Source organism: Bacteroidota bacterium, from assembly GCA_037133915.1.
Taxonomy (GTDB): domain Bacteria; phylum Bacteroidota; class Bacteroidia; order Bacteroidales; family CAIWKO01; genus JBAXND01.
The window spans coordinates 94,062-119,081 of sequence record JBAXND010000004.1 but is presented as its reverse complement, the minus strand read 5'-3'; the positions used below and the strand labels follow the sequence as shown (position 1 = coordinate 119,081).

Below are 25,020 nucleotides of genomic sequence, written 5' to 3'. Positions count from 1 at the left end.
CTATGCAAAAAAAAATTACACTTCTGCTAATTGCAATCCTTTTCGCCGGAGCAATCCATGCCCAGAATTATTTTTATGGCGAGAATTTTATTGCTGCCGATGAAGCAAAATCGCACAGTAAAATTCAAAATTTCCATGAAAGCAAAATGGGCGACAACTATGACTTGAAGCACCTTCGGTTTAATCTCTATATTGATCCGGATACCTTGTATATAAAGGGATGCGTTACTTCAAGCTTTGTTACCACGGTAAATAATGTTTCTCAAATCCACTTTGAATTATCGTACCTCCTCACGGTGGACTCAGTGCTGTTTCACGGTAATCATGCAGCATTTACTCATAGTGGCGATGACCTCAGCATCAATCTCGGAACTTCGTATAATCAATATCATTTCGATTCCGTAAGCGTTTTTTATCGCGGTGTTCCTTCGGCGGGATTAGGTTTTGGCTCATTTATTAAAGACTATCATAATGGAACTCCAATCATCTGGACGTTATCAGAACCCTACGGTACCAAAGACTGGTGGCCGTGCAAAAACTCACTGAGCGATAAAATTGATTCAATGGATATGATTGTTACCACTCCGGCACAATATCGTGCCGGGAGTAATGGTTTGCTTGTTGAAGAATATATTTCAGGGACCGATAAAGTATATCATTGGAAACATCGTTATCCAATTGCCGCTTACCTGATTGGAGTTGCCGTCACTAACTACGCATATTATTATAATTATGCCGTTGATAACGGTGATTCCATAAAAATACTCAATTATGTTTATCCTGAAGAACTTGCAACCTGGCAAACGTATACTCCGGGTGTGGTAACCGCAATGAACATTTATGACAGCCTGTTCGGCACCTATCCGTTTATTGCGGAGAAATACGGGCATGCACAATTTAATTGGGGCGGCGGAATGGAACACCAAACCATGACTTTCCTGATAAATTCAAGTTTTGACCTTATGGCTCACGAGTTGGCCCACCAGTGGTATGGCGATAAAGTTACCTGCAGCAGCTGGCATGATATCTGGGTGAACGAAAGTTTTGCTACGTATTGCACAGGTCTTTGTTTTGAGAATATGCAAAGCGGGTACTGGTGGCCAATTTGGAAAAAAAATCAGCTGAACTCAATCATCAGCGATACGGGCGGTTCTGTTTATTGCTACGATACAACTTCGGTGGCCCGTGTTTTCGACGGTCGCCTCAGTTATTCTAAAGGTGCGATGGTGCTTCATATGCTGCGTTGGAAAATTGGCGATGTGGCATTTTTTCAAGCCATGCGCGGCCTGCTCAATGATCCGCAACACGCTTTTGGATTTGCATCTACCGAAGATGTTCGCCAGCATTTTGAAGCGGCAAGCGGTCAGTCGCTGAGCGGATATTTTGATGACTGGATATATAAAGAAGGCTACCCGATTTACACGATTAACTGCATGGCTTTGCAGGACAGCAGCATTACGCTGACCATAAATCAGGCACAATCGCATTCATCGGTAAGTTATTTTGATCTTCCGGTGCCGATTGAATTTAAAAATTCGCAAAAAGACACCATTATTGTTTTTAATAATTCATTCTCAGGTCAGATGTGGGGCTTTAATCTTGGTTTTGTTCCCGATTCGGTGAAATTTGACCCTGAACAATGGTTGATTGCAAAACTGGACACATTGCTGGTGACAAAAGTTGAACATAACGAGATTCCGGATCTTAAAATATTTCCCAATCCTGTGCATGACCGCCTTGAACTTGTATTTCCCGAGCCGGGCGCCAAAACAATAGAATTGTATGATGCAACAGGTCATCTCGTCTATTCAACATCATCCGACACGTATATCAAAAAGCATACTATCAATATGTTGAGCTACGCTTCAGGAAATTATTATGTGAAAACATCAATTAATAACAATAAGGTTACATATAAAATCGTTAAGGATTAACTATAATTAACGCATAATACATGATTCTTTGCGCCCTACGTTCTCAGTATCAATATATTTATAAAAATACTGGACTTTTGGCTAAAAAAGTCGTATATTTGCACCCCCAAAACGGGGCAATCATTGCAAACGGTTTAGTATGAAACTATCTGAATTTAAGTTTCATTTACCTACTGAGTTAGTGGCTGACAAGCCTCCGAAGCAGAGAGATGAATCAAGACTGATGGTACTGAATAGGAAAACTCAGACCATTGAACATAAAGTATTTAAGGATATTCTTACTTATTTTGGAGAAGGCGACGTCCTCATCCTAAATAACACAAAAGTGTTTCCTGCACGTCTTTATGGAAGAAAAGAAAAAACAGGTGCTAAAATCGAAGTATTTCTGCTTCGTGAATTGAATCACGAAACCCGCCTGTGGGATGTGCTGGTTGATCCTGCGCGCAAAATCAGAATAGGAAATAAGCTCTATTTTGGCGAAGACGATTCTCTGGTAGCAGAAGTTATTGATAACACCACATCACGCGGTCGTACACTGCGCTTCCTGTTTGACGGACCTTATGAGGAATTCAAAAAAACCATTGAAGGTTTAGGCGATACGCCCCTGCCGAAATTAATAAAAAGAAGCACTGAGCCCGAAGATCGCGAACGCTATCAAACGGTGTATGCCAAGCACGAAGGCGCTGTTGCAGCTCCTACTGCCGGCCTGCATTTCAGCCGCGAATTGCTGAAAAGACTTGAACTGAAAGGTGTGAATTTTTCGGAAATTACGCTACACGCCGGTCTTGGAAATTTCAGGAGCATCGATGTTGAAGATCTTACCAAGCATAAATGCGATTCGGAGCAGGTTATTATCGACGAAAAAGCCTGCCTGTCCGTAAATAAAGCCAAAGATAACAAGAAAAATGTCTGCGCTGTCGGGACTACATCCATGAAAGCGATTGAGTCATCCGTAACTATTTCAGGTCACCTGAAACCATTTAACGGATGGACAAATAAATTCATTTTTCCGCAGTATGATTTCAGCGTGGCAAACCGTATGATCACCAACTTTCATCTGCCGCAGTCATCGATGATGATTATGGTGGCTGCATTCGGTGGCTACGATTTCCTGATGAAGGCATACAAAGAAGCGATCAGCGAAAAATACCGCTTCTTTACTTACGGCGACGCGATGATTATTATTTAATCAAATCTACAGGGTTTGAAGAAATATGTGATGCTTGTGGGCGGCGGCTCCGGAACCCGGATGGGCAGCTCAATTCCTAAGCAATTCATGGACCTTAACGGGCTTCCTGTAATCCTGCGCACTGCAAAAGTTTTCCTTGACTGGTGTCCTGAAATCCATTTGATATTCGTGGTGCCGGCGGCATATGTTAAGACGATGGAATCATTGTGCTCAGAATATGGATTATTACGGGATTTTATAATTACGGAAGGCGGGCCAACACGATTTCATTCAGTGAAAAATGGTCTCAGCATGATTGATGATGATGAGGCTGTTATTGGAATTCATGATAGTGTAAGACCCTTGATTGATTTTTCACTTCTGGAGCGCGTTTATAAAGGCGCCGCCGAACAGGGCAACGCGATTCCTGTTATTCCGGTTACCGAATCTGTCCGGATGAGAGACGGCGCTATCAGCAGCCCGGTTGACCGCTCGGCATTGGTGATAGTTCAAACACCTCAGTGTTTTAAGGTTTCCCGCATAAAAAGTGCATACCAGACATTTTATGATGAAGGATTTACTGACGATGCCACTGTTGCCGAAAACGCCGGCATAGAAATTCATTTGGTGGAGGGCTCGCCCGAAAATATTAAAATTACCACTCCTTCCGATTTGAAATTTGCACAAGCTATTTTGGAGCAATTATAATTTTCGCCCCTTCCAGGAGTACCTTCCGAAAATGCCGCCCAATGCTACAACCACTATATATACGGGGTAAAGAAGCTGCATGGGCAGGTAGAACAAAAGTAATTTCTTTTGACCAAAATATGTTGTAATGCTTGCCATCAGCGGAATGTCAACAATTAATTTTAGTATGAATAACGCTGACGCAGCATAAAACAAGGGAGCGAAAAACATTCCGGCCGCAGCAAAGAGTAAAATTTCCAGCGAATACGCAAATACTGCAACACTTGTCAGCAGGCTGATAATATCATGATAGCCCTTTGATTTAGATGCCCAACGGACACGCTGATTGTAAAACGCTCTAAGGCTTGGTTGAGGCGCTGTTACTACAATGGCTTCTTTATTATTTGTAAATTGCACAGAAGAATTGCCGTATGCTTTTTTAATGTTGTGCAGCAAAAAAACGTCATCGCCCGATGCATAGCCATCTGAATCGGAATATGCGCCGGTTTTATAAAATGCCTCTTTTCTGAACGCCATGGATGCTCCGTTGCACATAAACGGAAAACCTGCGCCCGAGGCGCCTGCACCCGATGCAACAAGACTCATGAACTCCAGTGACTGAAGTTTGGAAAACCATTTTTTATCTGTTGAAAAACAAACCATCCCGCAAATCATCATTACTGTTCTTTCGCTAAAACCGTTTGCCATTGCTCTTATCCAGCCGGAAGCAGGAATACAATCAGCATCCGTAACTGCAATAATATCAAATTGAGTAAGCTGAATTCCTAAGCTGAGTGCTGCTTTTTTTGACGTTGCTGAACGGTATTTTTCCGGCAAGGAAAATAGTTGGGTCCTGATTTCCTTATGTGCTTTAATAAACTCATGAACAATTTGCACCGTATGATCTGTGGATGCATCATCAATAATAATAATTTCGAACTTATCGGTGGGATAACCTTGTGAAGCTAGTGCTGTAAGGCATGCAGAGATATTATTTTCTTCATCTCTTGCGGCAATAACAATTGAAATATTGCTTGATTGTGTCTGAGATGCTGTTCTGTTTTTATTTTTTCTGAACCATCCGAACGTAAAAAGGGAGATAATGAAAACATAGACCGTCCCTATCGTGCCAACAAAAAATACAAGGAAAATTATTGCTGGATTCATGATTCGTTTTTTCTAAAAAAGCGTAAGCGAAATACAAAGATACTGCCAACAAGCGCAGGAATAACAAGGTTTATAAGCCAGATAAAAGCGGCGGCCGAGCCTGCTCCTGCTGTAAGAGCATCAGACATCGATGAACCAGACCAGGCGGCAGTGGTTGCTATTGCCAGGCTGCCCCTGACGCCCAATTCACTCAGTGCAACCGTGGGAATGGCGGCCATAATAAAATAAATAACGGCGGTAACAATGAAGGAATCGACAAGTGGAATCGGCACCGAAAACAATCTGAACAGCATAAAAAATTGCAACGAAAACACCAGATAACGTGCTCCGCTGAGCAATATTACTACTCCAAGTTCCTTCCCTGAGTATGACGCAAAAACTTTTATATGCTGTTGCATACGGATGAAGCGCTTTTTGAAAAGCCTGCCAAGCAGCGGTGTGAGAATATGAATATTGAAAAAGAAAAAGATTGCCAGTGCATTGAGCAAAACAGTAAGAAAAATGAGTGAAGTAAACCACGGGCGACTCATATTCAGTATAAATCCCGGATGCGCTTCCATAAAAAATAATGTGGCGAATGAGCCTGCAACAAGGGTAACAAGCAGTTGTCCGAGACTTCCGGTGATGGTTGCAAAAGTGCCTTCCCACAGGCTTGCTTTTTTTAAAATAAACGAGCGCCCGAATAATTCACCAATTCTGTTGGGCGTAAAAGTGCTTACGGTAATTCCTGCCCACACAGCTTTGAATGCACTGAAAAAAGTAACGCTTTCAATCTTCCGGATTAGGTATTTCCACTTACAGGCTTCCAATGCCCAGTTGACAAGCATCAATATTACAACCGCGCATAAGCCTGCAATGAAGCTGCCACTGCCAATCGATGCGCGAAAAATGCGGTATCCTTCGCTTAAGGTGTTTCTATTTCCAATCTGCACATAAAGATATCCGTAAGACGCGATAACAATAGCGAATTTGATAAGCAGATTCAGAGTTTTCTTTACCTTTGTTACAGACATAATCAAAAAACAAAATTGGCAACAGACCGCATCATACTTGGCATCGACCCCGGAACAAACATTCTTGGTTACAGCGTGATTCATAACAAAGGAGCACAGCTGGAACTGATATTGATGGATGTATTACGGCTCGAAAAGATTACAGATCCGGCATTAAAACTAAAAAGAATTTTCGAGACTTCGCTCAGACTTATTGAAACCTACCGTCCCGATGAGCTTTCCATTGAAGCGCCTTTTTTCGGAAAAAATGTGCAGTCTATGCTGAAACTGGGGCGTGCACAGGGAGTTGCAATTGCTGCAGCCTTGTATAAATCAATTCCGGTATTTGAATATTCGCCGCGTAAAGTGAAGATGGCCATTACCGGAAAAGGCAGCGCCTCTAAAGAACAAGTGGCTGCTATGCTTCAACGATTGATGAAATTTGAAGAAATGCCGAAATATTTTGACGCTACGGATGCATTGGCAGTTGCCGTTTGTCACTATTTTCAGCGGAATTTGCCCCAGACAGGTACAGGAGCCACCAGCTGGAAAGCATTTCTGACCAGTAATCCGAAACGTGTTGTAAATAAATAATGGCCTTTTGCTATGGTAGAACCATCGCCGGTTAGTGCTGAAATTTTTGATGATCCGTTGCGCTATTTCAGTGCGATGCTTGGTGACATCGAAAAAGCAAAAAAGTACATTTATTTGGAGATTTACAAATTCTCCGATGAATCTGTGGGCACGAAATTCCGCGACCTGCTTACGAAAAAAGCGAAGCAGGGTGTTGAAGTCCGCTTGCTGATTGACTCCTGGGGTGCCTTGTTTTCTTCTTCGTTTTTTGCAGAGTTCACTAAGAATGGCGGGCAGTTGCTGTTTTTCAAAAAATTGAAGTGGACTTTCGATGCCTTTACCAAGCATCATCGGCGGAATCACCGTAAAATTCTCGTAATCGACGACCATATTTCATACATCGGCTCTGCTAACATTACCGATTATTCAATGAACTGGAGGGAGTTGGCAATCCGCCTCGAAGGAAATATAGCACGGATTTTCCGTCGGGCTTTTTTAGGCAGTTGGTTTATACACGACAAAGTTGTGTTCAATATCAAGAAACATACTAGAACGTTGGCATACGGCGATTTTAAATTAATACGCGACATTCCTTCAATCCGTAAACAGCGCATTAAAAAGAAATTTGAAGAACTTATTAAAAATGCCAAAAGAGAAATTATTATTGAAACGCCGTATTTTCTTCCGGGATTTTTACTGAGAAAACACCTTATGGATGCCGGGAAACGCGGTGTAGATGTTAAAATTCTTACTCCTGATAAGTCTGATGTGGCTATGGTTGATGTGCTTCGGAGTAAATACCTTGGCATGTTGTATCACAACAGTGTGAAGGTGATTTTTTACAAACCATACAACCTCCATGCAAAAATGCTGCTCGTTGACGGAGAAGTATTTTGCGTTGGTTCGGCAAATTTTGACTACCGGAGTTTTCGTTATATGCACGAGATAATGCTGATTGGACGCGATTCGCAGATTATTGCGGCCCTGCAGCAGCATGCCAAAGAAACGATTGCGGAATGTGTGGAATTTAATTACGAGAAGTGGCTTCGTCGTCCCGTAATTCATAAACTGTTTGAACAAATTCTGGTGCCGTTCAGGCACTTGCTTTAGGCCTTCGGTTAACAAGATATACGCCCGCAAAAATCATCACCGCAGCTATTATTTTTGCTGCGGTTAAATGTTGCTGGTACATGGTGATTCCGATGATGACCACAAGAATAGGCTGAAAGTAAGAGTAAAATCCTACAACGGTAGCGTCAAGAGACTTAAGGGCAATGCTTGTTAAAAGATATGCCAGAAATGTTGTTCCTGCCACGACATACAGCAACGAAAGCCACGCTGCCTGCGGTAAAGACTGCCATTGTATCTGCAGTACATCATGAAGAGTAAACGGGATTACCATCGCAAACCCAAATGTAAATACCCATGCCATGACCGTGGCTGTCGGATATTTTTTCAGCAATGGCTTCATAAGAACCATATACAGCGCATAAACCAGCGTGTTAATGACGATGAAAATATTTCCGGTAACGTGGTCGGAATCAAAGGCGGTATTGCTTCCGTAAAGCACAATAATTAGGGCACCGGCTGCACCTGTGAATACACCGAGAATTTTAAGCAGTCCAACTTTTTCGTGAATAATAATTGCTGCAAATACCATAACTGCCAGTGGATTCAGTACGCCAATAATTGAAACATCAACCGGTGAGCTGAGTGCAAGCCCATGAAAAAAGAACATTTGATTGAGCGTAACACCCAGCAATCCGCAAAGTATCATTTTATAAATATCGCGGCGTTCAATTTTTTGTTTGACTGAAAATGCATAAAACAGCCAAAAGAGTGCAACACTTCCGGTGAGTCTCAGAAAAACAATTTGGGAAGGCGAAAAATAATCGGGCATCATGCCTTTCGCTATCCAGTAATTGGCCCCGAAAAGCATGGTGGCGGCCGCCAAAGCGAAATGCGCATTCAGGTGTTGAAGTTTCCTCACGCGGCAAAGGTAAGCGAACAAAAAACGGTGCGCACCTGATGGAACGCACCGTTGTAAACAATAACATGTTAATTAAGCACCGCCGGATTATGCAACTGTGATTTCTTTTTTCGGTTGTGCTTTTGCTTCTTCTTTTTTAGGAAGCATAACATGCAACACTCCATTGGTGTAAGCTGCACTAATGGCATCCGTGTCGATACTGCGTGGTAATGTGAACGACCTGCTGAACGATCCGTAAACAAATTCCTTACGGGTGAAATTTTTCTCGGGTTGCTCTTTTGTTTCTTCTTTTTCAGATGAGACCGTCAGTACATTGTTCTCAACAGAAAGTTTGAAGTTGTCTTTGTCGATTCCGGGAACGGCGAGTTCGAGTTCAAATCCGTTTTCGGTTTCTGCAATGTTGGCTGCCGGGCTAAATCCACAGCGTGCAGGCAGAAAGTTGTAATTGTCGTCAAAGAAATTTTGCATCAGTCCTGAAAACACGGGTTCGTTGTTCCATTTAATAAGTTTCATAATTTGTTCCTCCTATTTTTTGTTTGTTAGTTTAAATTTGAGTGTACGGTCCGTTGTTTTCAAACGGAGTGCCATTTATGCATTAATTATTTTTATTATTTTTTGTAATATTTTACAAGAAGCTAAAAATCAGCGGTGTAAATGTGTTATTGCTCATTTTTTAGAATGCATAAACACATGACGAAATGGCTGGTTGTTAAATTTATAAATGACAAAATGGCGCATGTGGATATCTGCTGATGCAAAATAATGGCGTAAAAATAAGGGAGCAACAGTATGAAAATACTGTGCTCCCGGTTTCCGTCGTTGTTGCTATTGTGACAGAAAGTGTGTTTGATTTTTGACTTTGTACTAACTATTTTTTACAAAGTTTTTTCAAACAAATATCAGGCGTTGGTGTAATTTATCGGGTGCGGAAATCCACCTCAAATGTGAGTCGCTGAGTTTTTCAGGATTGATGCCAAAATCCCGTATAGCCGGCTTACCGCTTATTTTGTTGATGGTTCCCAAGGTGAGGCTCGTTGCTTTGAGTATTCTTAATGCATTTTTCAATTCTTTCATGGTATCAAAGGCAACGGGCACTTCAGCATTTTCCGGCTGAGCGGTGTTGCGTATAGTAACCTCATGTTTTTTGGAATGCGGGTACGTAAATATCCCGATTTGCTGCAGCACTACTTCACGCAGCCGGCGCATGATGTGTTCGGGCGAAAGCTCATTTGTGTCAAGCACCGGTATGTTTTTGAGGGTCTCGTCATTATGCATTATGCGGCTGAATTCCTGCCATTGCGATTGACCGGTATATTCTGTATCGACCACTACGCAGAAGCAGGGTACATTAAAAATATCGTTTGATCCGGGCTCGCTGTGGAAAATCTTTTTTCCGAAGATTGCACAGAATTCAATCATTTGGTTCTTTAGTTCCTCGTTGTAGGATGCGAAAAGAACAGTGTTACTCCAGGTATACATTTCAGGGCACATAGTTTTAAGTATTGATCAGAGTACAAAATAAAAACATCACTCCGTAATTTATTTACGGAGTAAATGATTATTTTTGAAAAAGAATAAAATTGAAGTATCCGCATGGTTGAGCTGAAGTAGTATTATTTATAATTTTTAATTATTCATTTTTAATTATTCATTCCTGGTATGCCCATTACAAAAAAGCAGTACCGCCGTTTTCTGGTTATCGATGCCTGCCTTCGAAGCGAAGCTTCACCATTTCCAACGCGAGAAGAAATCATTGATAAGATTGAACAGGCACTCGATGAAAAAATTTCCTTATCAACATTTGAAAAAGATTTGTATGCCATGCGCGAATTGCCTGAGCCCGGATTCTATGCGCCTATTGGCTTTGACCGTTATCATCATGGCTATTTTTATTCGGATAAAAACTATTCTATTGCCAACTTCAAATTAAAAGATGAAGATATTGATGCCATAGAAATTGCTACAGCCATGCTTTGCCGGTTCAGCAATGTGCCTGTGTTGAATAAATTTCCGGGCGCCATAGAAAAAATAATGAGTGTTGTGAATGCACGAAAAATTTTAAACGAAGAAGATTTCAACCGTTACCTGCAACTTGAGGAAATTCCTCCAACGCGCGGCAATGAATATATTGAGACCTTGCTTAAAGCCATTCGCGGTAACAATGTATTGAGGGTTCATTATCAGGCATACCGGGGCGAACAATCGGGTATTGATTATCTTGTGCATCCATACCTTTTAAAGGAGCACGATAATCGCTGGTATCTTGTGGGAATGGCCGAACATGCCAGGCAGATTCGCACGTTCGGACTGGACCGGATTCGCGGAACGGAAGTGCTGCATGATAAAAAGTACCAAAAAATATCGTTCGATCCCGGCGAATTTTTTTCTCATACTATCGGTATCAGCGTGCCGGGCAATGAAAAGCCGTGTACGGTGGTTTTGAAGTTTTCACGGAGTCAGGGGCAGTATCTGCTTTCGCAGCCGCTGCATGCTACGCAAAAATTAATACATGAAAATCATCATAGTTTAACCTTTACGTTTCGACTTGTAATCAATTACGAACTGTGTTCAAAAATTCTGGGCTGGCACCGCGATGTTGAAGTAATCCGTCCGGAAAAACTTAAATCTGAAGTTATCTCACTTCTGGAAGCAGCCTTAAAAAAATACGCATGAATTTTCTTACCATTAATCTACAACTATTGTATTCGTTTATCAGTTTAATGTTTTATTAACGCTTAGGTAATGTGGTAAAGACAAATGTCTAATGTTCCAAAAAGTGATATTTAAATACATCTATAAAGTCACGATATCAGCTCACTGGCTGATATTTTTTTGTAAATTAATTTGTGTATACGGGCATAATATTGTATCTTTAGTCCATATAATTAAAGAAATTGTATATAGTTAAAAGTTACTTTTAGGCGCATTTTACTTATTAATTTACAAATCTCTCCTGCTTATGAGGATCAGATTCTTACTCTATTGTATCACCATTCTTCTTTCATTTCAAGCGTTTCCGCAAACGGCCACGGTTACGATTTACTATACCGGAGCCCAGTCACGGGGCTGTTGCAGTGTTTGCGGCACTGACTATATGTGCATCGGTAGCAGTGGTTGTGGCTGTTGCCAGGCATCACAGCAAACTAAAACGTTTACCAATCCTGTTCCTGCAGGCAACATTGTTACTGCCATATCTGTAACATATTATGCTGCTGATTGCTCCGCTTCAAGTGTTCCAACCTCTATAAATGGCACATTGGTGTGTTCGGCTGTAAATTACGGGGCTCACAGTTGCTATTGCGGCAGTTGCAATGCCGCCAGCTGTACTGCTTCATTTCCCTGCGGTTTTCCCGGATATAATTATAGTGGTATCAATACTCTTTATGCTAATCCGCAACCTTATGGTACCGAAATTTGCACACAACGAGTGGTGCTTGTTTTTACGTATCAGCCGAGTTCATATGGCGGGCCACCGCAGCCGGGTTCTATCTCAGGTCCAACTACCATTTGTCCGGGACAAAGCTATACTTATTCCATTTCTTCTGTAACAGGTGCCACTTCATACAACTGGACTGTTCCTTCGGGTTCCACGATAACTTCGGGTCAGGGCACTACTTCAATCACCATTACAGCCGGCTCAAATGGGGGGAATGTATGTGTTACCGCTTCGAATAGCTGCGGAACCAGTTCCCCTACCTGTCTTGCCGTAAGTATTGCCCCGCCACCTGCACAGCCGGGAGCAATCAGCGGACCGACCTCATTGTGCGCAGGTCAGTCATATACGTATTCAATATCGCCGGTATCAGGTGCCACATCGTACAATTGGACTGTGCCTGCCGGATCAACCATTACATCGGGGCAAGGTACCACCTCCATCACAATTACAGCAGGCGCAACCAGCGGAAATATATGCGTTACCGCAGCTAATGGTTGTGGTACAAGTGCTTCAACATGCACTGCAATTTCTATTGCTGCACCTCCTGCCGCACCCGGCTCTATTACCGGCACAACGGCTGTCTGCCCCGGGCAAACATTTACTTATTCTATCTCGGCTGTACCCGGAGCGACTTCATACACATGGACAGTTCCATCGGGTTCAACAATTAATTCAGGGCAGGGAACCACCAGCATTTCTGTGACATTTGGCTCGAATACCGGAACCATTTGCGTTGGGGCCTCGAATACCTGCGGCAGCAGTTCTTCCACATGTATTACAATAAACATTGCACCGCCTCCGGCTGCTCCCGGTCCCATCTCGGGTACGACGGCAGTGTGTCCCGGGCAAACATTTACGTATTCCATAAGTGCCGTTACCGGTGCAACATCTTATACGTGGACGGTTCCGGGAGGAGCCACTATTAATTCAGGACAAGGAACAACAAGTCTTACTGTGACGTTTGGTTCTACAGGTGGGAATATTTGTGTTACAGCTTCAAATACTTGCGGAACAAGTTCGGCAACCTGCATTACAATTGTTATTTCACCTGCCCCTGCCGCACCGGGCGCAATTACCGGTCCGCTTACGGTGTGTGCGGGATCCACACAAACGTACAGTATAGCATCGGTTACCGGTGCAACATCATATACATGGACGATTCCCAACGGTTCTTTCATAAACTCCGGTCAGGGAAGTACGTCTATCAGTGTCATTTTCGGTACAGGCTCGGGGCAGGTTTGTGTGAATGCTTCAAATGTCTGTGGCGCCAGTACCTATACTTGTATCAATGTCACCGTTAACCCGAATCCGGTCATTACTATTTCTCCTTCCTCTGCTTCAATATGTGCAGGGGGCAGTGTTCAGCTTGTGGCGTCTGGAGCGGGCAGCTATTCCTGGTCGCCTGCGGGAGGATTAAGCGGTACCAATATTAGTAATCCGGTTGCCAATCCTTCAACAACCACAACGTATGTTGTAACCGGAACAACTTCGGGTTGCACCGGTACGGCCAGTGTTACCGTTACCGTTCATCCACTTCCGACGGCCAATGCCGGTCCGGGAGGAGGCGTGGGCGTTTGTGCATCCTCCGTATATCAGCTGAACGGCAGCGGTACCGGCAATGCTCCGCTCGGATATTCGTGGTCTCCTTCAACAGGATTGAATAATTCAACTATTTCAAATCCGACGGCGCATCCGACTTCAACAACTGTTTATACACTTACGGTTTCTGATTTGTATGGATGTACGGCAACAGATTCCGTTACTGTAACGGTAAATCCTTTGCCAACAGCGAGTGCCGGGAATGATGCGGCGATTGGAATTTGTTCAACATCCAATGCAGTTTTAAATGGAAGCGGGACGGGCTCGGGACCATTATCGTATTCATGGAATCCCACAACCGGTCTGAGTAATTCCAATATTGCGGCACCAACGGCACATCCAATGTCAACTACGACTTATACACTTACTGTTACAGATATTTTTGGATGTACTGCAACTGATAATGTCGTCATTACTGTAAGTCCGATGCCTACAGCCAATGCCGGAACGGATGCTTCAATAGGTAGCTGTGCATCTTCCATTGCGACGCTCAACGGAAGTGGCACAGGCACAGCACCTCTGACCTTTGTGTGGACGCCTTCAACGGGTTTGAGTAATCCAAATATTGCAACACCAACAGCGCATCCTTCAACCACAACAACCTATACGCTTACGGTAACAGATACCTACGGATGCAGTGCTTCCGATGATGTTGTCATTACGGTTGACGCCTTACCAACGGCAGGTGCCGGCACTGATATTACAATCGGAGCATGTTCGGGATCAAGTACAACCCTGAATGGTACGGCCACAGGCAGCAGTCCGCTCAGCTATTCATGGAGTCCGGCATCGAGTCTCAGCAACTCGGGAATATTGAATCCGGTGGCAACGCCCGGTCAAACCACAACTTATACGCTTACGGTTACGGATGTTTATGGTTGTACAGCTACCGATGCTGTCATAGTAACGGTAAATGTGAGTGTTACGGCAAGTGCCGGAAACAATGTAAATATTGGCACCTGCAATAGTTCAACTACAACCCTTAATGGAAGTGGTACGGGCGCAGGGCCCTTAGGATATTCATGGAGTCCGTCGTCGGGTTTGAGTAATCCGAATCTTGCGAATCCTGTAGCACACCCATCGACCACAACTACCTACACACTTACAGTGACCGATATTTATGGATGTACTGCAACTGATGATGTGGTTGTTACATTAGACCCATTGCCAACAGCCAATGCCGGTGCCAATGCGGGGATAGGCTCATGCAGCAGTTCCAGCACAACCCTGACCGGCAGCGGTACGGGTACAGCACCTCTTGGTTATTCATGGAGTCCTGCAGGTGGGTTAAGTAATCCGAATATTGCGAATCCGGTGGCACAGCCCGGCAGCACGACCACTTATTCGCTTACCGTAACAGATGCTTACGGATGCACAACTTCAGATGATGTGGTTATTACAGTGAATCCGCTTGCAGTTGTAAGTGCAGGTCAGGACACAACAATAGGAAGTTGCAACACGTCAATAGCGACCTTGCACGGTACAGCTTTTGGATCAGGACCATTTACCTATGCCTGGACACCTGCAGGTGGACTGAGCAATCCTTCAATAGATACTCCTACGGCACATCCGGCCAGTACCACAACATACACACTTACAGTGACAGATATCTATGGATGTACATCATCGGATGCTGTAATTGTTACTGTAAGCACTTTACCGGTTGTCAATGCCGGGAATGATGTGACAATAGGGAGCTGTTCAACTTCTACAACCACACTTAGCGGCAGTGCTGCCGGAGCCGGTCCGTTTACCTATTCGTGGTCTCCCGCAGGTGGACTTAGTAATCCTGCAATCAGCAATCCGTTGGCACATCCGGCAATCAGCACAACATATACGCTTACGGTGACTGATAAATATGGATGTACGGGTTCAGATAATGTTGTAATAACTCTTGATCCTTTACCAACAGCCAACGCCGGTCCTGATGGCACTATAGGTATGTGTGCATCATCAACATTTACGCTGAATGGCTCTGGTACCGGTACGGGTATTACCTATAGCTGGAACCCCACAACAGGCTTGAGCAATCCTAACCTTGCGGCACCTGTGGCACATCCTGTTATCACTACCAATTATTCGCTTGTTGTTTTAGATGCATATGGATGCATGGCTGTTGATGTGGCCACTGTTACTGTGGTGCCATTGCCGGTAATTACGGTATCACCGGCAAATCCGGCAATCTGTGCGAATGGGTCTGTTACACTTACTGCCGGTGGTGGACTGGGTTATACCTGGACGCCGGGCACCGGTCTTTCAGCAACGATAGGGACAAGCGTAAGTGCGAATCCTGCAACCACTACCATTTATACGGTTACCGGCTCAGATCAGTTTGGCTGCACGGCATCTGCTTCAGTTACAGTTGTGGTAAATCCGAATCCGGCAGTTGTAATTACGCCCGCAAATCCGTCAATTTGTTATAACAGTTCAGCTGGACTCACCGCATCAGGGGCAACAAGCTATTCATGGTCACCGGCCAATGGATTGTCGGCCGTTACCGGATCGCAGGTAACAGCAAGCCCGTTGTCAACAGCCACCTATATTGTTACCGGCACATTGGGTTCATGCACGTCAACAACAAGTGTAACCGTTACCGTGAATCCATTACCCGTGATGAATTTCCCTGCGATACCTGATATATGTGTGAACGCTCCGGTTTACACCTTGAGTAATGCCACTCCTGCAGGCGGAATCTATTCCGGAAGTGGAGTGAATGGCGGAAATTTCAATCCTGCACTGGCAGGAGCCGGTTCGCATGTTATCACCTACACATATACGGATGGTAATAACTGTACAAATTCTATAACCCAAAGCATTGCAGTTATTGCATTGCCCGTAATTCAGGTAACGCCTGCCAATCCGAATATTTGTATTGGCGGCTCCGGCGTTCTGACTGCTAGCGGGGCATCGTCTTATGTATGGAGTCCGGCAAGCGGTCTTTCATCAACAACGGGCAGCAGTGTGACATGCAGCCCGGCGGCGCCTGTTACTTATACGGTTACAGGAACCCTGAACGGTTGCAGCTCTAGCGCAACGGTTACGATTAATACTGCCAGCGGATTGCAGGTACAGGTCGTGCCGGCAAATCCGTTTATATGCCCTGGAACGTCGGTAAGTCTGACGGCAACCGGAGGCTTAAATTATTCGTGGTCACCGGGCAGCGGATTAAACACTGTAACAGCTGCCTCGGTAATTGCAACTCCACAATCTACGACAACTTATAATGTTATTGGCTCCGATGCCGGTGGTTGTACGGGTACCGCTTCAGTTACAGTGAACGTTTATCCCGGAGGTAATATAGCTTTTACGGCGCTTCCCAAACAAGGGTGTCTTCCGCTTACGGTAGATTTTGAATTTATTCCGGGTCCGGATATCATGGATTCATCATGGATCTGGAACTTTGGTGATTTCATGTTCAGCAATAACTCATCGGTTGATTTAAATCCTGAGCATACATACACTACTTCCGATGATTTCCCGGTGTCTATGACGGCACTTACTATTGATGGTTGTGTTGTTACGTTTACCGACACCATACACGCTTTTATTACCCCAACGGCTGAATTTGAAGCGCGTCCTGCTGTTACAACATCTGACTTTCCGAAAGTTGACTTTATAGATGAGTCGCAAAATGCGACAAATTGGAAATGGCGGTTCGGAGATCCCTTAACAGGCAATGATAATAAATCTGTACAGCAGAATCCATTCCACGTGTACAGCGATACCGGCACATTTGCTGTAATTCTGATTGCCAATTATCAGGGGCTTTGCTATGATACCGTGACGCATTATGTGAGAGTGAATGACGCCTATGCCTTCTTTATTCCCAATGCTTTTTCGCCAAACGATGACGGACGGAATGATGTTTTCCTTCCTTCGGGAATGGGAACCAATACCGGCGAATTTGAGATGTATATCTTTGACCGCTGGGGCAGGAAAATATTCAGCACAACCGACCAGAATGAAGGATGGGACGGGGCCGACAGCTATTCGGGAAATGTTTGCGCACAGGGAGTCTATACTTACGTAATCAGCATCAAGGAACTTTCAGGTGCAACACACCGCTACGTCGGGCTCATTACGCTTATCATTTAAATTCTGCGACTGCGCTTTCGGCGAAAGGAATGCATGGATTATCTTTGCAGCTGAAATCAACGGAGTACCATGAGTTTATTTGAGCGTATAAAACCCGGGATTGTATTCAGAGCTATAGAGTTTTCAGCCCGTGCGCATCGCGGACAGTATCGCAAAGGTACGCGATTGCCTTATTTTTCACATCCGATGAATGCCGCATCAATTCTAATCAGAGCGGGCGCTACCGATGAAATGGTTGCAGCCGCCATACTTCATGATACGGTTGAAGACACTCCGGTCACAATCATGGAAATAAAACGGGAATTTGGTTCTGATGTAGGCCGTATGGTGGCTGCCGCAACTGAAAAACCAAAGGTTTTTGCATCCTGGAAAGAACGAAAAAACGAGCATGTGGGGCATATTCCTAAACTTGCCGAAGATGAAGCTGCTGTGATTTGTGCCGACAAGCTTGATAATATTTTGAGCATACTTACGGATATCAATGAGAAGAAAGAGGAGTTCGCGCAACACAATCTGGAAGCGTATTCAGAAGGCTCCGAATCGTTGTTAAACCGCCGCCGCGACCATTATATGAGTGTGTTTGAGCGGTTCAGAGCACCTTACCACGAACTGGAATGGTATTACAGAAGTCTTGCAGAGGCATTTGCCGCTTATCCATTTTCAAACAGATTATATAAAAGGATTGCTGAACGGTTTGCGGATGCGGTGAATAATGTATTTATCCTGACCGATTAAAATATTTGCATTCCGGCATCGTTATTGACAGGATGCAGTCCCATAAATCAGTTGCATCGGACACATCAAATAGTATATCTGAAATTTATTTATCTTTACCCCGAAATTAAAAATTCCGACAAATGAAAAAGATAATGTTTTTGGTTGTTGCAATCATATTCGCAACCAACCTTGTAGCACAAGATAAAGAAGACCAGGGCAATAAAAAGAAAGAAGGAAAGCTGGAACAGGGTGACAGAATTGTTGTTGACCTTTTTACCGATTTATGGCAGAAGCTTCCGTCGAGTTCGCTCATGAGTACAACCTGGTTTAACAGGGGTGTCAATGTTTACGGCATGCGCGATCTGCCGCTTGGGAAAACAAATTTCAGCATTGGACTCGGAGCCGGTATCAGCTGTCATAATCTTTACAGCGACGGAATTCTTGCCAGACAAGTGGACACAAACCTGAACTACACGGGGAAAGTGGTATTTCAAAAGATACCGTCCAAATCCGTTAGCGGAACGGATGTAAGCTATAAAGTGAATAAGCTCACCGTAGTTTATGTTGATATTCCTCTTGAGTTCCGTTTCAGAACCAAGAACAGCCAGTTCAAATTTGCCATTGGTGCCAAAGGCGGTATGGCGATTGGCAGCCACAGTAAATACAGCGGCGACGATTTTTCGAATCCCATTGATCCTACGCTGAACATTAAAGAGAAACAGAACGGCATTCCGAACATCATGGGCTATCATTACGGTGCTATTGCACGCATTGGATGGAAGTACGTTTCTTTGTCAGCATTTTATTCACTGACACCGCTGTTCAAAAAAGACAAAGGTCCTGATATGTATCCTATAAGTGTTGGTATCACCATCACTCCAATGTAGGATTGCACAGATAATTGATACTACCGGTGGTTGGGCATGGCTCGGTCACCGGTTTTTTTTTATTCCCTGAAATTGTAATATTACCTGCTAATACATCAGATAGATGAGTATTATCGGAATCAAGCCTAAACAGTAACCGATATACACTTGTGCCGGTTTGTGTGCGTCCAGATGCAGTCGCGCATAAGCGGTAAGACCTGACGCTAAAATTAACGGAATGATGAATGACTGCAGGTTCAGTCCAAGACGGTATCCCAGTCCGATAAACACGCCGGTTGCGCCGCCCAGTGCAACCATGTGGACACTTATTTTCCACCAGATATTTATTATAAGAACAATCAATACCAGCAGGGTTATGTTCAGCAGATAAAATGAATAGAGTGGTTGCAGTCCGGTATAGCGGAACATTGTAAATGCAGCATAGTAAATTATGGCAACCGTTCCGTAAGGATAGATGCGTTCTTCGCGTGTTTCCATCTGGAATGAACGGATTATTCCTTTGCGGCGGAATAATGAAAACAACACGACCGGCAGCAGCACGGTGGCAGAAATCATCAATGACAGAACAAGAAATTTGGTAGTTGTGTTAAGTGAGGGGTAGCCCGGAATATTCAGATTTATCAGGACAATGAATACCAGTGTCGGGACAAACAAAGGATGACAGATGTAAGAAATAATTTTTGCAATTTTAGTTTCCATCAGCAGTACGGCGTCGGCGATTTACAGTTCTTTGCGTAATCGGGCTACCGGAATGCCTAGTATTTCACGGTATTTGGCAACCGTGCGACGTGCAATGTTATAACCCTTTTCTTTCAGGATATTCATTAACTGTTCATCGGTAACGGGTTTCCGTTTGTTTTCGGCGGCAACGCAGTCGGTCAGTATTTTTTTAACTTCTCGTGTTGAAACTTCTTCGCCTTCCTGATTTTGAAGTGATTCGGAAAAGAAACTTTTAAGTAGAAAGGTGCCGTAAGGTGTTTGTACGTATTTGCTGTTGGCAACGCGTGAGATGGTTGAAATATCAAGCGAAACAACTTCTGCAATATCTTTCAGAATCATCGGTCTGAGCTTGGTTTCGTCGCCCAGCAGGAAATATTCTTTCTGGTACTGCATGATAGCGCTCATGGTTTTATACAGCGTATCCTGCCGTTGTTTGATCATGTCAATGAACCATTTTGCCGAATCCAGTTTCTGTTTTACAAAAACCAGTACGTCGCGCTGACGCGCATCGGTTTTGGCTTTGTCTTTACCATAGGTTTCAATCATTTCGGCGAAGGTGCGATTGATGCGGAGGTCGGGCATGTTGCGTGAGTTCAGCGTGAGCTCCAGCTTGCCATTTTCAACATTTATCTGGAAATCGGGAACAATATACTGGTCGGGCTTGGTTGAATCTACCAGAGAGTTTCCCGGTTTTGGATTCAGCTTCAATATTTCATTAATCGCGTCTTTCAGTTCATCGGGACTGAGCTCTGCTTTTTTCGCGATTTTATCATAGTGTTTTTTTGTAAACTCCTTGAAATGTCTGCTCAGAATACCTAAAGCTGTCGTAATGGCCGGTGTCTGTTCTTCTTTGCGTTCCAGCTGTATCATCAGGCACTCGCGCAGGTCGCGTGCACCAACGCCATAAGGTTCGAATTCCTGGATTAACATGAGGATTTCGAGCAATTCTTCTTTGTTTGTGAAAATATTCTGGCTGAAGGCCAGATCATCAACAATGGCCGTAAGTTCACGGCTAAGATAGCCGGAGTCGTCGAGGTTGCCTATGATGTAAGCAGCAATAGCAAACTGCCGTTCGTCAAGCTTCCGCATTCCCAGTTGCTGGAACAGCAATTCCTGAAAAGAAATGCTCGATGTAAACCTGTTTTCGCGGTGGTCATCTTCCTCGTCCGGGCTGGTGTTATTTGTCTGGAGTTTGTAATAGGGGATATCATCATCGTCGATATAATCTTCGATACTTATTTCTTCCCTCGCCAGTTCTTCTTCTCTTTTTTCTTCATCAATTTCAGACTGTTCGTCCGATTTTTCAACATCACTGTCACCGAATTCATCATTAATTTCCTGTTCTTCGGCTACAGGTTCTTCATCGTCCATCTCAAGAGCCGGGTTTTCTTCCAGTTCCTGCTTTACACGCTGCTCCAATGCAATAGCGGGCAATTGCAGCAGTTTCATCAGTTGAATCTGTTGAGGAGATAATTTCTGAAGCAGCCGAAGCTGCATTTTCTGGTCTAACATAATCTATAAAAAATAACTTCACAATCCTTTTAAAACAACTGCAAAATAAGAAAAACTAAGCCAAAAAGCCCTGTTTTTTTTAATTTTTTTGTTTGTCAGAATTCTGCATTGCCCGGTGTTCTGGGGAAAGGTATCACATCGCGAATGTTCGCCATGCCTGTTACAAACAGTATCAGTCGTTCAAACCCGAGTCCGAAGCCGCTGTGTGGCGCCGTTCCGTATTTACGTGTTTCGAGGTACCACTCAACATCTTTCACCGGAATGTGCAATTCGTCAACGCGCGCAAGCAGTTTTTCATAATTTTCTTCACGCTGTGATCCGCCAATAATTTCACCGATACGCGGAAACAATACATCCATGGCGCGCACCGTTTTCCCGTCATCGTTCATCTTCATGTAAAACGCTTTGATCTCTTTCGGATATCCCGTAAGGATGACGGGTTTTTGATAATGTTTTTCCACCAGGTAACGTTCATGTTCAGCCTGAAGGTCGCATCCCCAGCTTACCGGAAATTCAAACTTCTGATCTGACTTCAGCAACACCTCAACGGCTTCTGTATATTCAACACGGGCAAAAGCGTTGTCAACTACAAAATTAAGGCGTTCAATAAGTTCGTTATCATACATTTTCTGCAGGAACTCCAGATCGTCTTTACAGTTTTCAAGAGCATAACGAACCAGATATTTCAGAAAATCTTCGGCGAGATCCTGATCATCGTTGATATCGTAGAAAGCCATTTCGGGTTCTATCATCCAGAACTCGGCAAGGTGCCTTGGTGTGTTCGAGTTCTCTGCTCTGAATGTCGGACCGAAGGTATAAACCAGTCCCAGTGCAAGCGCTCCCAGTTCAGCTTCAAGCTGACCGGAAACGGTAAGGTTGGTCATCTTGCCAAAGAAATCTTTTGAATAATCGATGCTGCCTTCTTCGGTTTTGGGCGGGTTGTTTACATCGAGGGTGGTTACCTGAAACATGGCACCGGCGCCTTCGGCATCAGAACCTGTGATGACGGGTGTATGCAGGTAATAAAATCCATTATCATTAAAATATTTGTGAATGGCGTATGCCATGGCATGCCTGATGCGCAGCACGGCACCAAACGTATTGGTGCGGGGCCTTAAATGGGCTATTTCACGCAGAAATTCAAGGGTGTGCCCTTTTTTCTGCAGCGGATAGGTGGTAGCGTCGGCAGTACCATATACTTCAATTTCATTCGCCTGTATTTCGGCACTTTGTCCCTGTCCGAGCGACTCAACCAGCGTTCCGTTTACCGAGATGCATGAACCCGTAGTGATGAGCTTCATGATTTCTTCATCAAACTTTGCCACATCGGCAACAATTTGAATCGTGTGAATGGTTGTCCCGTCGTTGAGTGCAATAAAGGCAACTTTGTTGTTTCCCCTTTTTGTTCTTACCCAACCTTTAACATTTACCTGCCTGTTGTATCCGGTACTTTTGAGCAGATCGCTGATTTTCGACTTTTTTAATAGTTCCATGAACATAAATTTTATGCAAAAAAAGCACAAATTCGGGTACCTGCCATTGAAATTCTTAAATAAATGATATCGTGCAGTAGTATATGAGTTGAGAATATCCGTTCACAAATTATTGTACCTTTGCATACTTTTTTAAGAAAACTGATGTTATCCTGACCATGACCATTAAACAGGGAGATCTTCTTTCTACTATTAATTCTACCGCCGACCTTCGCCGTCTGGAGCCAAGTCAGCTGCCCCGGCTTTGCGATGAAATCAGGCAGTTTATTATTGATGTGGTTTGTATTAATCCGGGTCATCTGGGTGCCAGCCTGGGCACGGTAGAAATGGCCGTAGCCATTCATTATGTTTTTGATACGCCTTCCGATAAACTTATCTGGGACGTGGGACATCAGGCATATGCTCATAAAATTCTCACTGGCCGCAAAGATGATTTTCACACCTATCGTACCTATAAAGGGCTGAGCGGTTTTCCGCGTATGGCCGAAAGTGAGTACGATTCATTTGGAACAGGGCATTCAAGCACATCTATTTCGGCAGCCCTTGGAATGGCCGTTGGCTCGGCAGTAAAACATGAAGACGAGCGCAAACACATTGCCGTTATCGGCGACGGAAGCATGACCGCCGGACTTGCGTTCGAAGGTCTGAACCATGCAGGCTCCACCAACGCCGATATTCTTGTTATTCTCAATGATAACGGTATTGCCATTGATAACAATGTCGGGGCACTCAAAGATTATCTCATCAGCATCACTACATCACAATTTTATAACCGCCTGAAGGGTAAAGTGTGGAAAGTGCTGCCATGGCGCAGAATCCGCCGCTTCATCAATAAAATTCTGGCATCTACCAAGCTGGCGATTGTAAAACAAAGTAACCTGTTTGAAGCACTGAACTTTCGCTATTTCGGTCCCGTTGACGGACATGATGTAGTGAAGCTGGTAAAGCTGCTGAAAGGGTTGAAACAGATAAAAGGGCCGAAACTGCTTCATTGCATCACCGTGAAGGGTAAAGGCTTCGACCGTGCCGAAAAAGAACAGACACGCTATCATGCACCGGGCGTATTCGATAAATATACAGGCGACATCATTGAACCCAACGGAAACAGTAAGTTTCAGAAATATCAGACTGTATTTGGCGAAACCATTACCGAGCTTGCCGCGATGAATCCGCGCATTTGCGGAATCACTCCGGCCATGCTTTCAGGATGTTCACTGAATATTATGATGGAAAAATATCCCGAAAGAGTTTTTGATGTGGGCATTGCGGAGCAGCATGCCGTCACCTTCTCGGCAGGGATGGCAACACAGGGAATTGTACCGTTCTGTAACGTTTATTCAAGCTTTTTGCAGCGTTCATACGACCAGATTATTCATGATGTGGCGCTGCAGAAACTTCCCGTGATATTCTGTATCGACCGGGGCGGACTTGTGGGCGAAGACGGTGCCACCCACCACGGCTCATTTGATCTGGCATTTCTGGTTTCCATACCCAACATGATTATTTCCGCTCCTATGAACGAAGAAGAGCTGCGCAACCTGATGTTCACGGCGCAGGAATCCAATCACGGACCTTTTTCTATCCGTTATCCGAAAGGCGCGGGCGTGATGGAAAACTGGAGAACGGAATTCAAATCGCTGGAAATAGGTAAAGGGCGCAAGCTTCGTGATGGGAATGACTTAGCGATATTAAGTATCGGTCACCCCGGAAATTATGCTGCCGATGCCATTATAGAAGCAGAAAAACTGGGCATCAGCGTTGCACATTATGACATGCGGTTCTTAAAACCTATGGACGAAAACCTGCTTCACGAAGTGTTCGCCACCCACAAAAAAGTAATCACCGTTGAAGACGGCACCATCATCGGCGGCCTGGGCAGCGCGGTACTTGGCTTCATGTCGGAACATAATTATAATGCGAAGCTTGTGCGTCTCGGCATTCCCGACCGTTTTATTGAACACGGCTCCAATTCTATTCTGCATCGCGAATGCGGGTATGATGCCAAAGGAATACTGCGCAGCATCCGTTCCATCATGAAAGTGCAGTAGTC

18 protein-coding genes are annotated in these 25,020 nt (G+C 44.2%); 10 read left to right on the top strand and 8 right to left on the bottom strand.

Annotation, left to right across the window (positions count from 1 at the left end):
* The first annotated feature begins 2 nt into the window (after positions 1-2).
* The 3 genes from WCM76_02725 (at position 3) to ispD (ending at position 3,810) form a co-directional block, all read left to right on the top strand.
* A complete protein-coding gene (locus WCM76_02725) occupies positions 3-1,934 on the top strand; it encodes a M1 family aminopeptidase (GenBank protein ID MEI6764526.1) in 1,932 nt (643 codons plus the stop codon).
* A gap of 139 nt (positions 1,935-2,073) precedes the next feature.
* A complete protein-coding gene (gene queA, locus WCM76_02720; protein ID MEI6764525.1) occupies positions 2,074-3,123 on the top strand; it encodes a tRNA preQ1(34) S-adenosylmethionine ribosyltransferase-isomerase QueA in 1,050 nt (349 codons plus the stop codon).
* A gap of 15 nt (positions 3,124-3,138) precedes the next feature.
* The gene (gene ispD / locus WCM76_02715; protein MEI6764524.1) at positions 3,139-3,810 is read left to right on the top strand and encodes a 2-C-methyl-D-erythritol 4-phosphate cytidylyltransferase; all 672 of its coding nucleotides are present in this window, start codon (positions 3,139-3,141) and stop codon (positions 3,808-3,810) included.
* Here ispD and WCM76_02710 read toward each other — a convergent pair.
* Both WCM76_02710 and WCM76_02705 read right to left on the bottom strand, forming a co-directional pair.
* Positions 3,805-4,956, bottom strand: coding sequence for a glycosyltransferase (locus tag WCM76_02710; GenBank protein MEI6764523.1), 1,152 nt, complete (start codon positions 4,954-4,956; stop codon positions 3,805-3,807). The two genes, ispD and WCM76_02710, sit on opposite strands and share 6 nt — an antisense overlap.
* Positions 4,953-5,969, bottom strand: a complete 1,017-nt coding sequence (locus WCM76_02705; GenBank protein ID MEI6764522.1) for a lysylphosphatidylglycerol synthase domain-containing protein — start codon at positions 5,967-5,969, stop codon at positions 4,953-4,955. The genes WCM76_02710 and WCM76_02705 overlap by 4 nt, the downstream gene beginning before the upstream one ends.
* Before the next feature lie 15 nt (positions 5,970-5,984).
* Here WCM76_02705 and ruvC point away from each other — a divergent pair, with 15 nt between their 5' ends.
* Positions 5,985-6,542, top strand: coding sequence for a crossover junction endodeoxyribonuclease RuvC (gene ruvC, locus WCM76_02700; protein MEI6764521.1), 558 nt, complete (start codon positions 5,985-5,987; stop codon positions 6,540-6,542).
* A gap of 12 nt (positions 6,543-6,554) precedes the next feature.
* Positions 6,555-7,631 (top strand): phosphatidylserine/phosphatidylglycerophosphate/cardiolipin synthase family protein, encoded by a 1,077-nt coding sequence (locus tag WCM76_02695; GenBank protein MEI6764520.1) that lies wholly within the window; start codon positions 6,555-6,557, stop codon positions 7,629-7,631.
* Here the strand turns inward: WCM76_02695 and WCM76_02690 are convergent.
* From WCM76_02690 to WCM76_02680, 3 genes are all read right to left on the bottom strand, one after another.
* Positions 7,615-8,511: a DMT family transporter gene (locus WCM76_02690; protein MEI6764519.1), complete on the bottom strand. Its 897-nt coding sequence runs from the start codon at positions 8,509-8,511 to the stop codon at positions 7,615-7,617. The genes WCM76_02695 and WCM76_02690 overlap by 17 nt on opposite strands.
* A gap of 87 nt (positions 8,512-8,598) precedes the next feature.
* A complete protein-coding gene (locus WCM76_02685) occupies positions 8,599-9,024 on the bottom strand; it encodes an Hsp20/alpha crystallin family protein (GenBank protein MEI6764518.1) in 426 nt (141 codons plus the stop codon).
* Positions 9,025-9,399: 375 nt separating this feature from the next.
* Complete coding sequence (locus WCM76_02680) at positions 9,400-10,002, bottom strand: hypothetical protein (protein MEI6764517.1); 603 nt, start codon at positions 10,000-10,002, stop codon at positions 9,400-9,402.
* 168 nt (positions 10,003-10,170) lie between these two features.
* Here WCM76_02680 and WCM76_02675 point away from each other — a divergent pair, with 168 nt between their 5' ends.
* The 4 genes from WCM76_02675 to WCM76_02660 all read left to right on the top strand — a co-directional run bounded on the left by WCM76_02675 (position 10,171) and on the right by WCM76_02660 (position 19,245).
* Positions 10,171-11,184: a WYL domain-containing protein gene (locus WCM76_02675; protein ID MEI6764516.1), complete on the top strand. Its 1,014-nt coding sequence runs from the start codon at positions 10,171-10,173 to the stop codon at positions 11,182-11,184.
* A gap of 286 nt (positions 11,185-11,470) precedes the next feature.
* Positions 11,471-17,641, top strand: coding sequence for a gliding motility-associated C-terminal domain-containing protein (locus WCM76_02670; protein ID MEI6764515.1), 6,171 nt, complete (start codon positions 11,471-11,473; stop codon positions 17,639-17,641).
* A 69-nt stretch (positions 17,642-17,710) separates the two neighbouring features.
* Positions 17,711-18,376: an HD domain-containing protein gene (locus tag WCM76_02665; protein MEI6764514.1), complete on the top strand. Its 666-nt coding sequence runs from the start codon at positions 17,711-17,713 to the stop codon at positions 18,374-18,376.
* A 122-nt stretch (positions 18,377-18,498) separates the two neighbouring features.
* Entirely contained in the window at positions 18,499-19,245 is a 747-nt protein-coding gene (locus WCM76_02660) for an outer membrane beta-barrel protein (protein ID MEI6764513.1), read from the top strand.
* Between the two features lie 87 nt (positions 19,246-19,332).
* Here the strand turns inward: WCM76_02660 and WCM76_02655 are convergent, their stop codons facing one another.
* The 3 genes from WCM76_02655 to asnS form a co-directional block, all read right to left on the bottom strand.
* Complete coding sequence (locus WCM76_02655; GenBank protein ID MEI6764512.1) at positions 19,333-19,944, bottom strand: hypothetical protein; 612 nt, start codon at positions 19,942-19,944, stop codon at positions 19,333-19,335.
* A gap of 21 nt (positions 19,945-19,965) precedes the next feature.
* Positions 19,966-21,477, bottom strand: a complete 1,512-nt coding sequence (gene rpoN, locus WCM76_02650) for an RNA polymerase factor sigma-54 (GenBank protein MEI6764511.1) — start codon at positions 21,475-21,477, stop codon at positions 19,966-19,968.
* Between the two features lie 95 nt (positions 21,478-21,572).
* Positions 21,573-22,970 (bottom strand): asparagine--tRNA ligase, encoded by a 1,398-nt coding sequence (asnS, locus tag WCM76_02645; GenBank protein MEI6764510.1) that lies wholly within the window; start codon positions 22,968-22,970, stop codon positions 21,573-21,575.
* 158 nt (positions 22,971-23,128) lie between these two features.
* Here asnS and dxs point away from each other — a divergent pair, with 158 nt between their 5' ends.
* The gene (gene dxs / locus WCM76_02640; protein ID MEI6764509.1) at positions 23,129-25,018 is read left to right on the top strand and encodes a 1-deoxy-D-xylulose-5-phosphate synthase; all 1,890 of its coding nucleotides are present in this window, start codon (positions 23,129-23,131) and stop codon (positions 25,016-25,018) included.
* Positions 25,019-25,020: the final 2 nt, after the last annotated feature.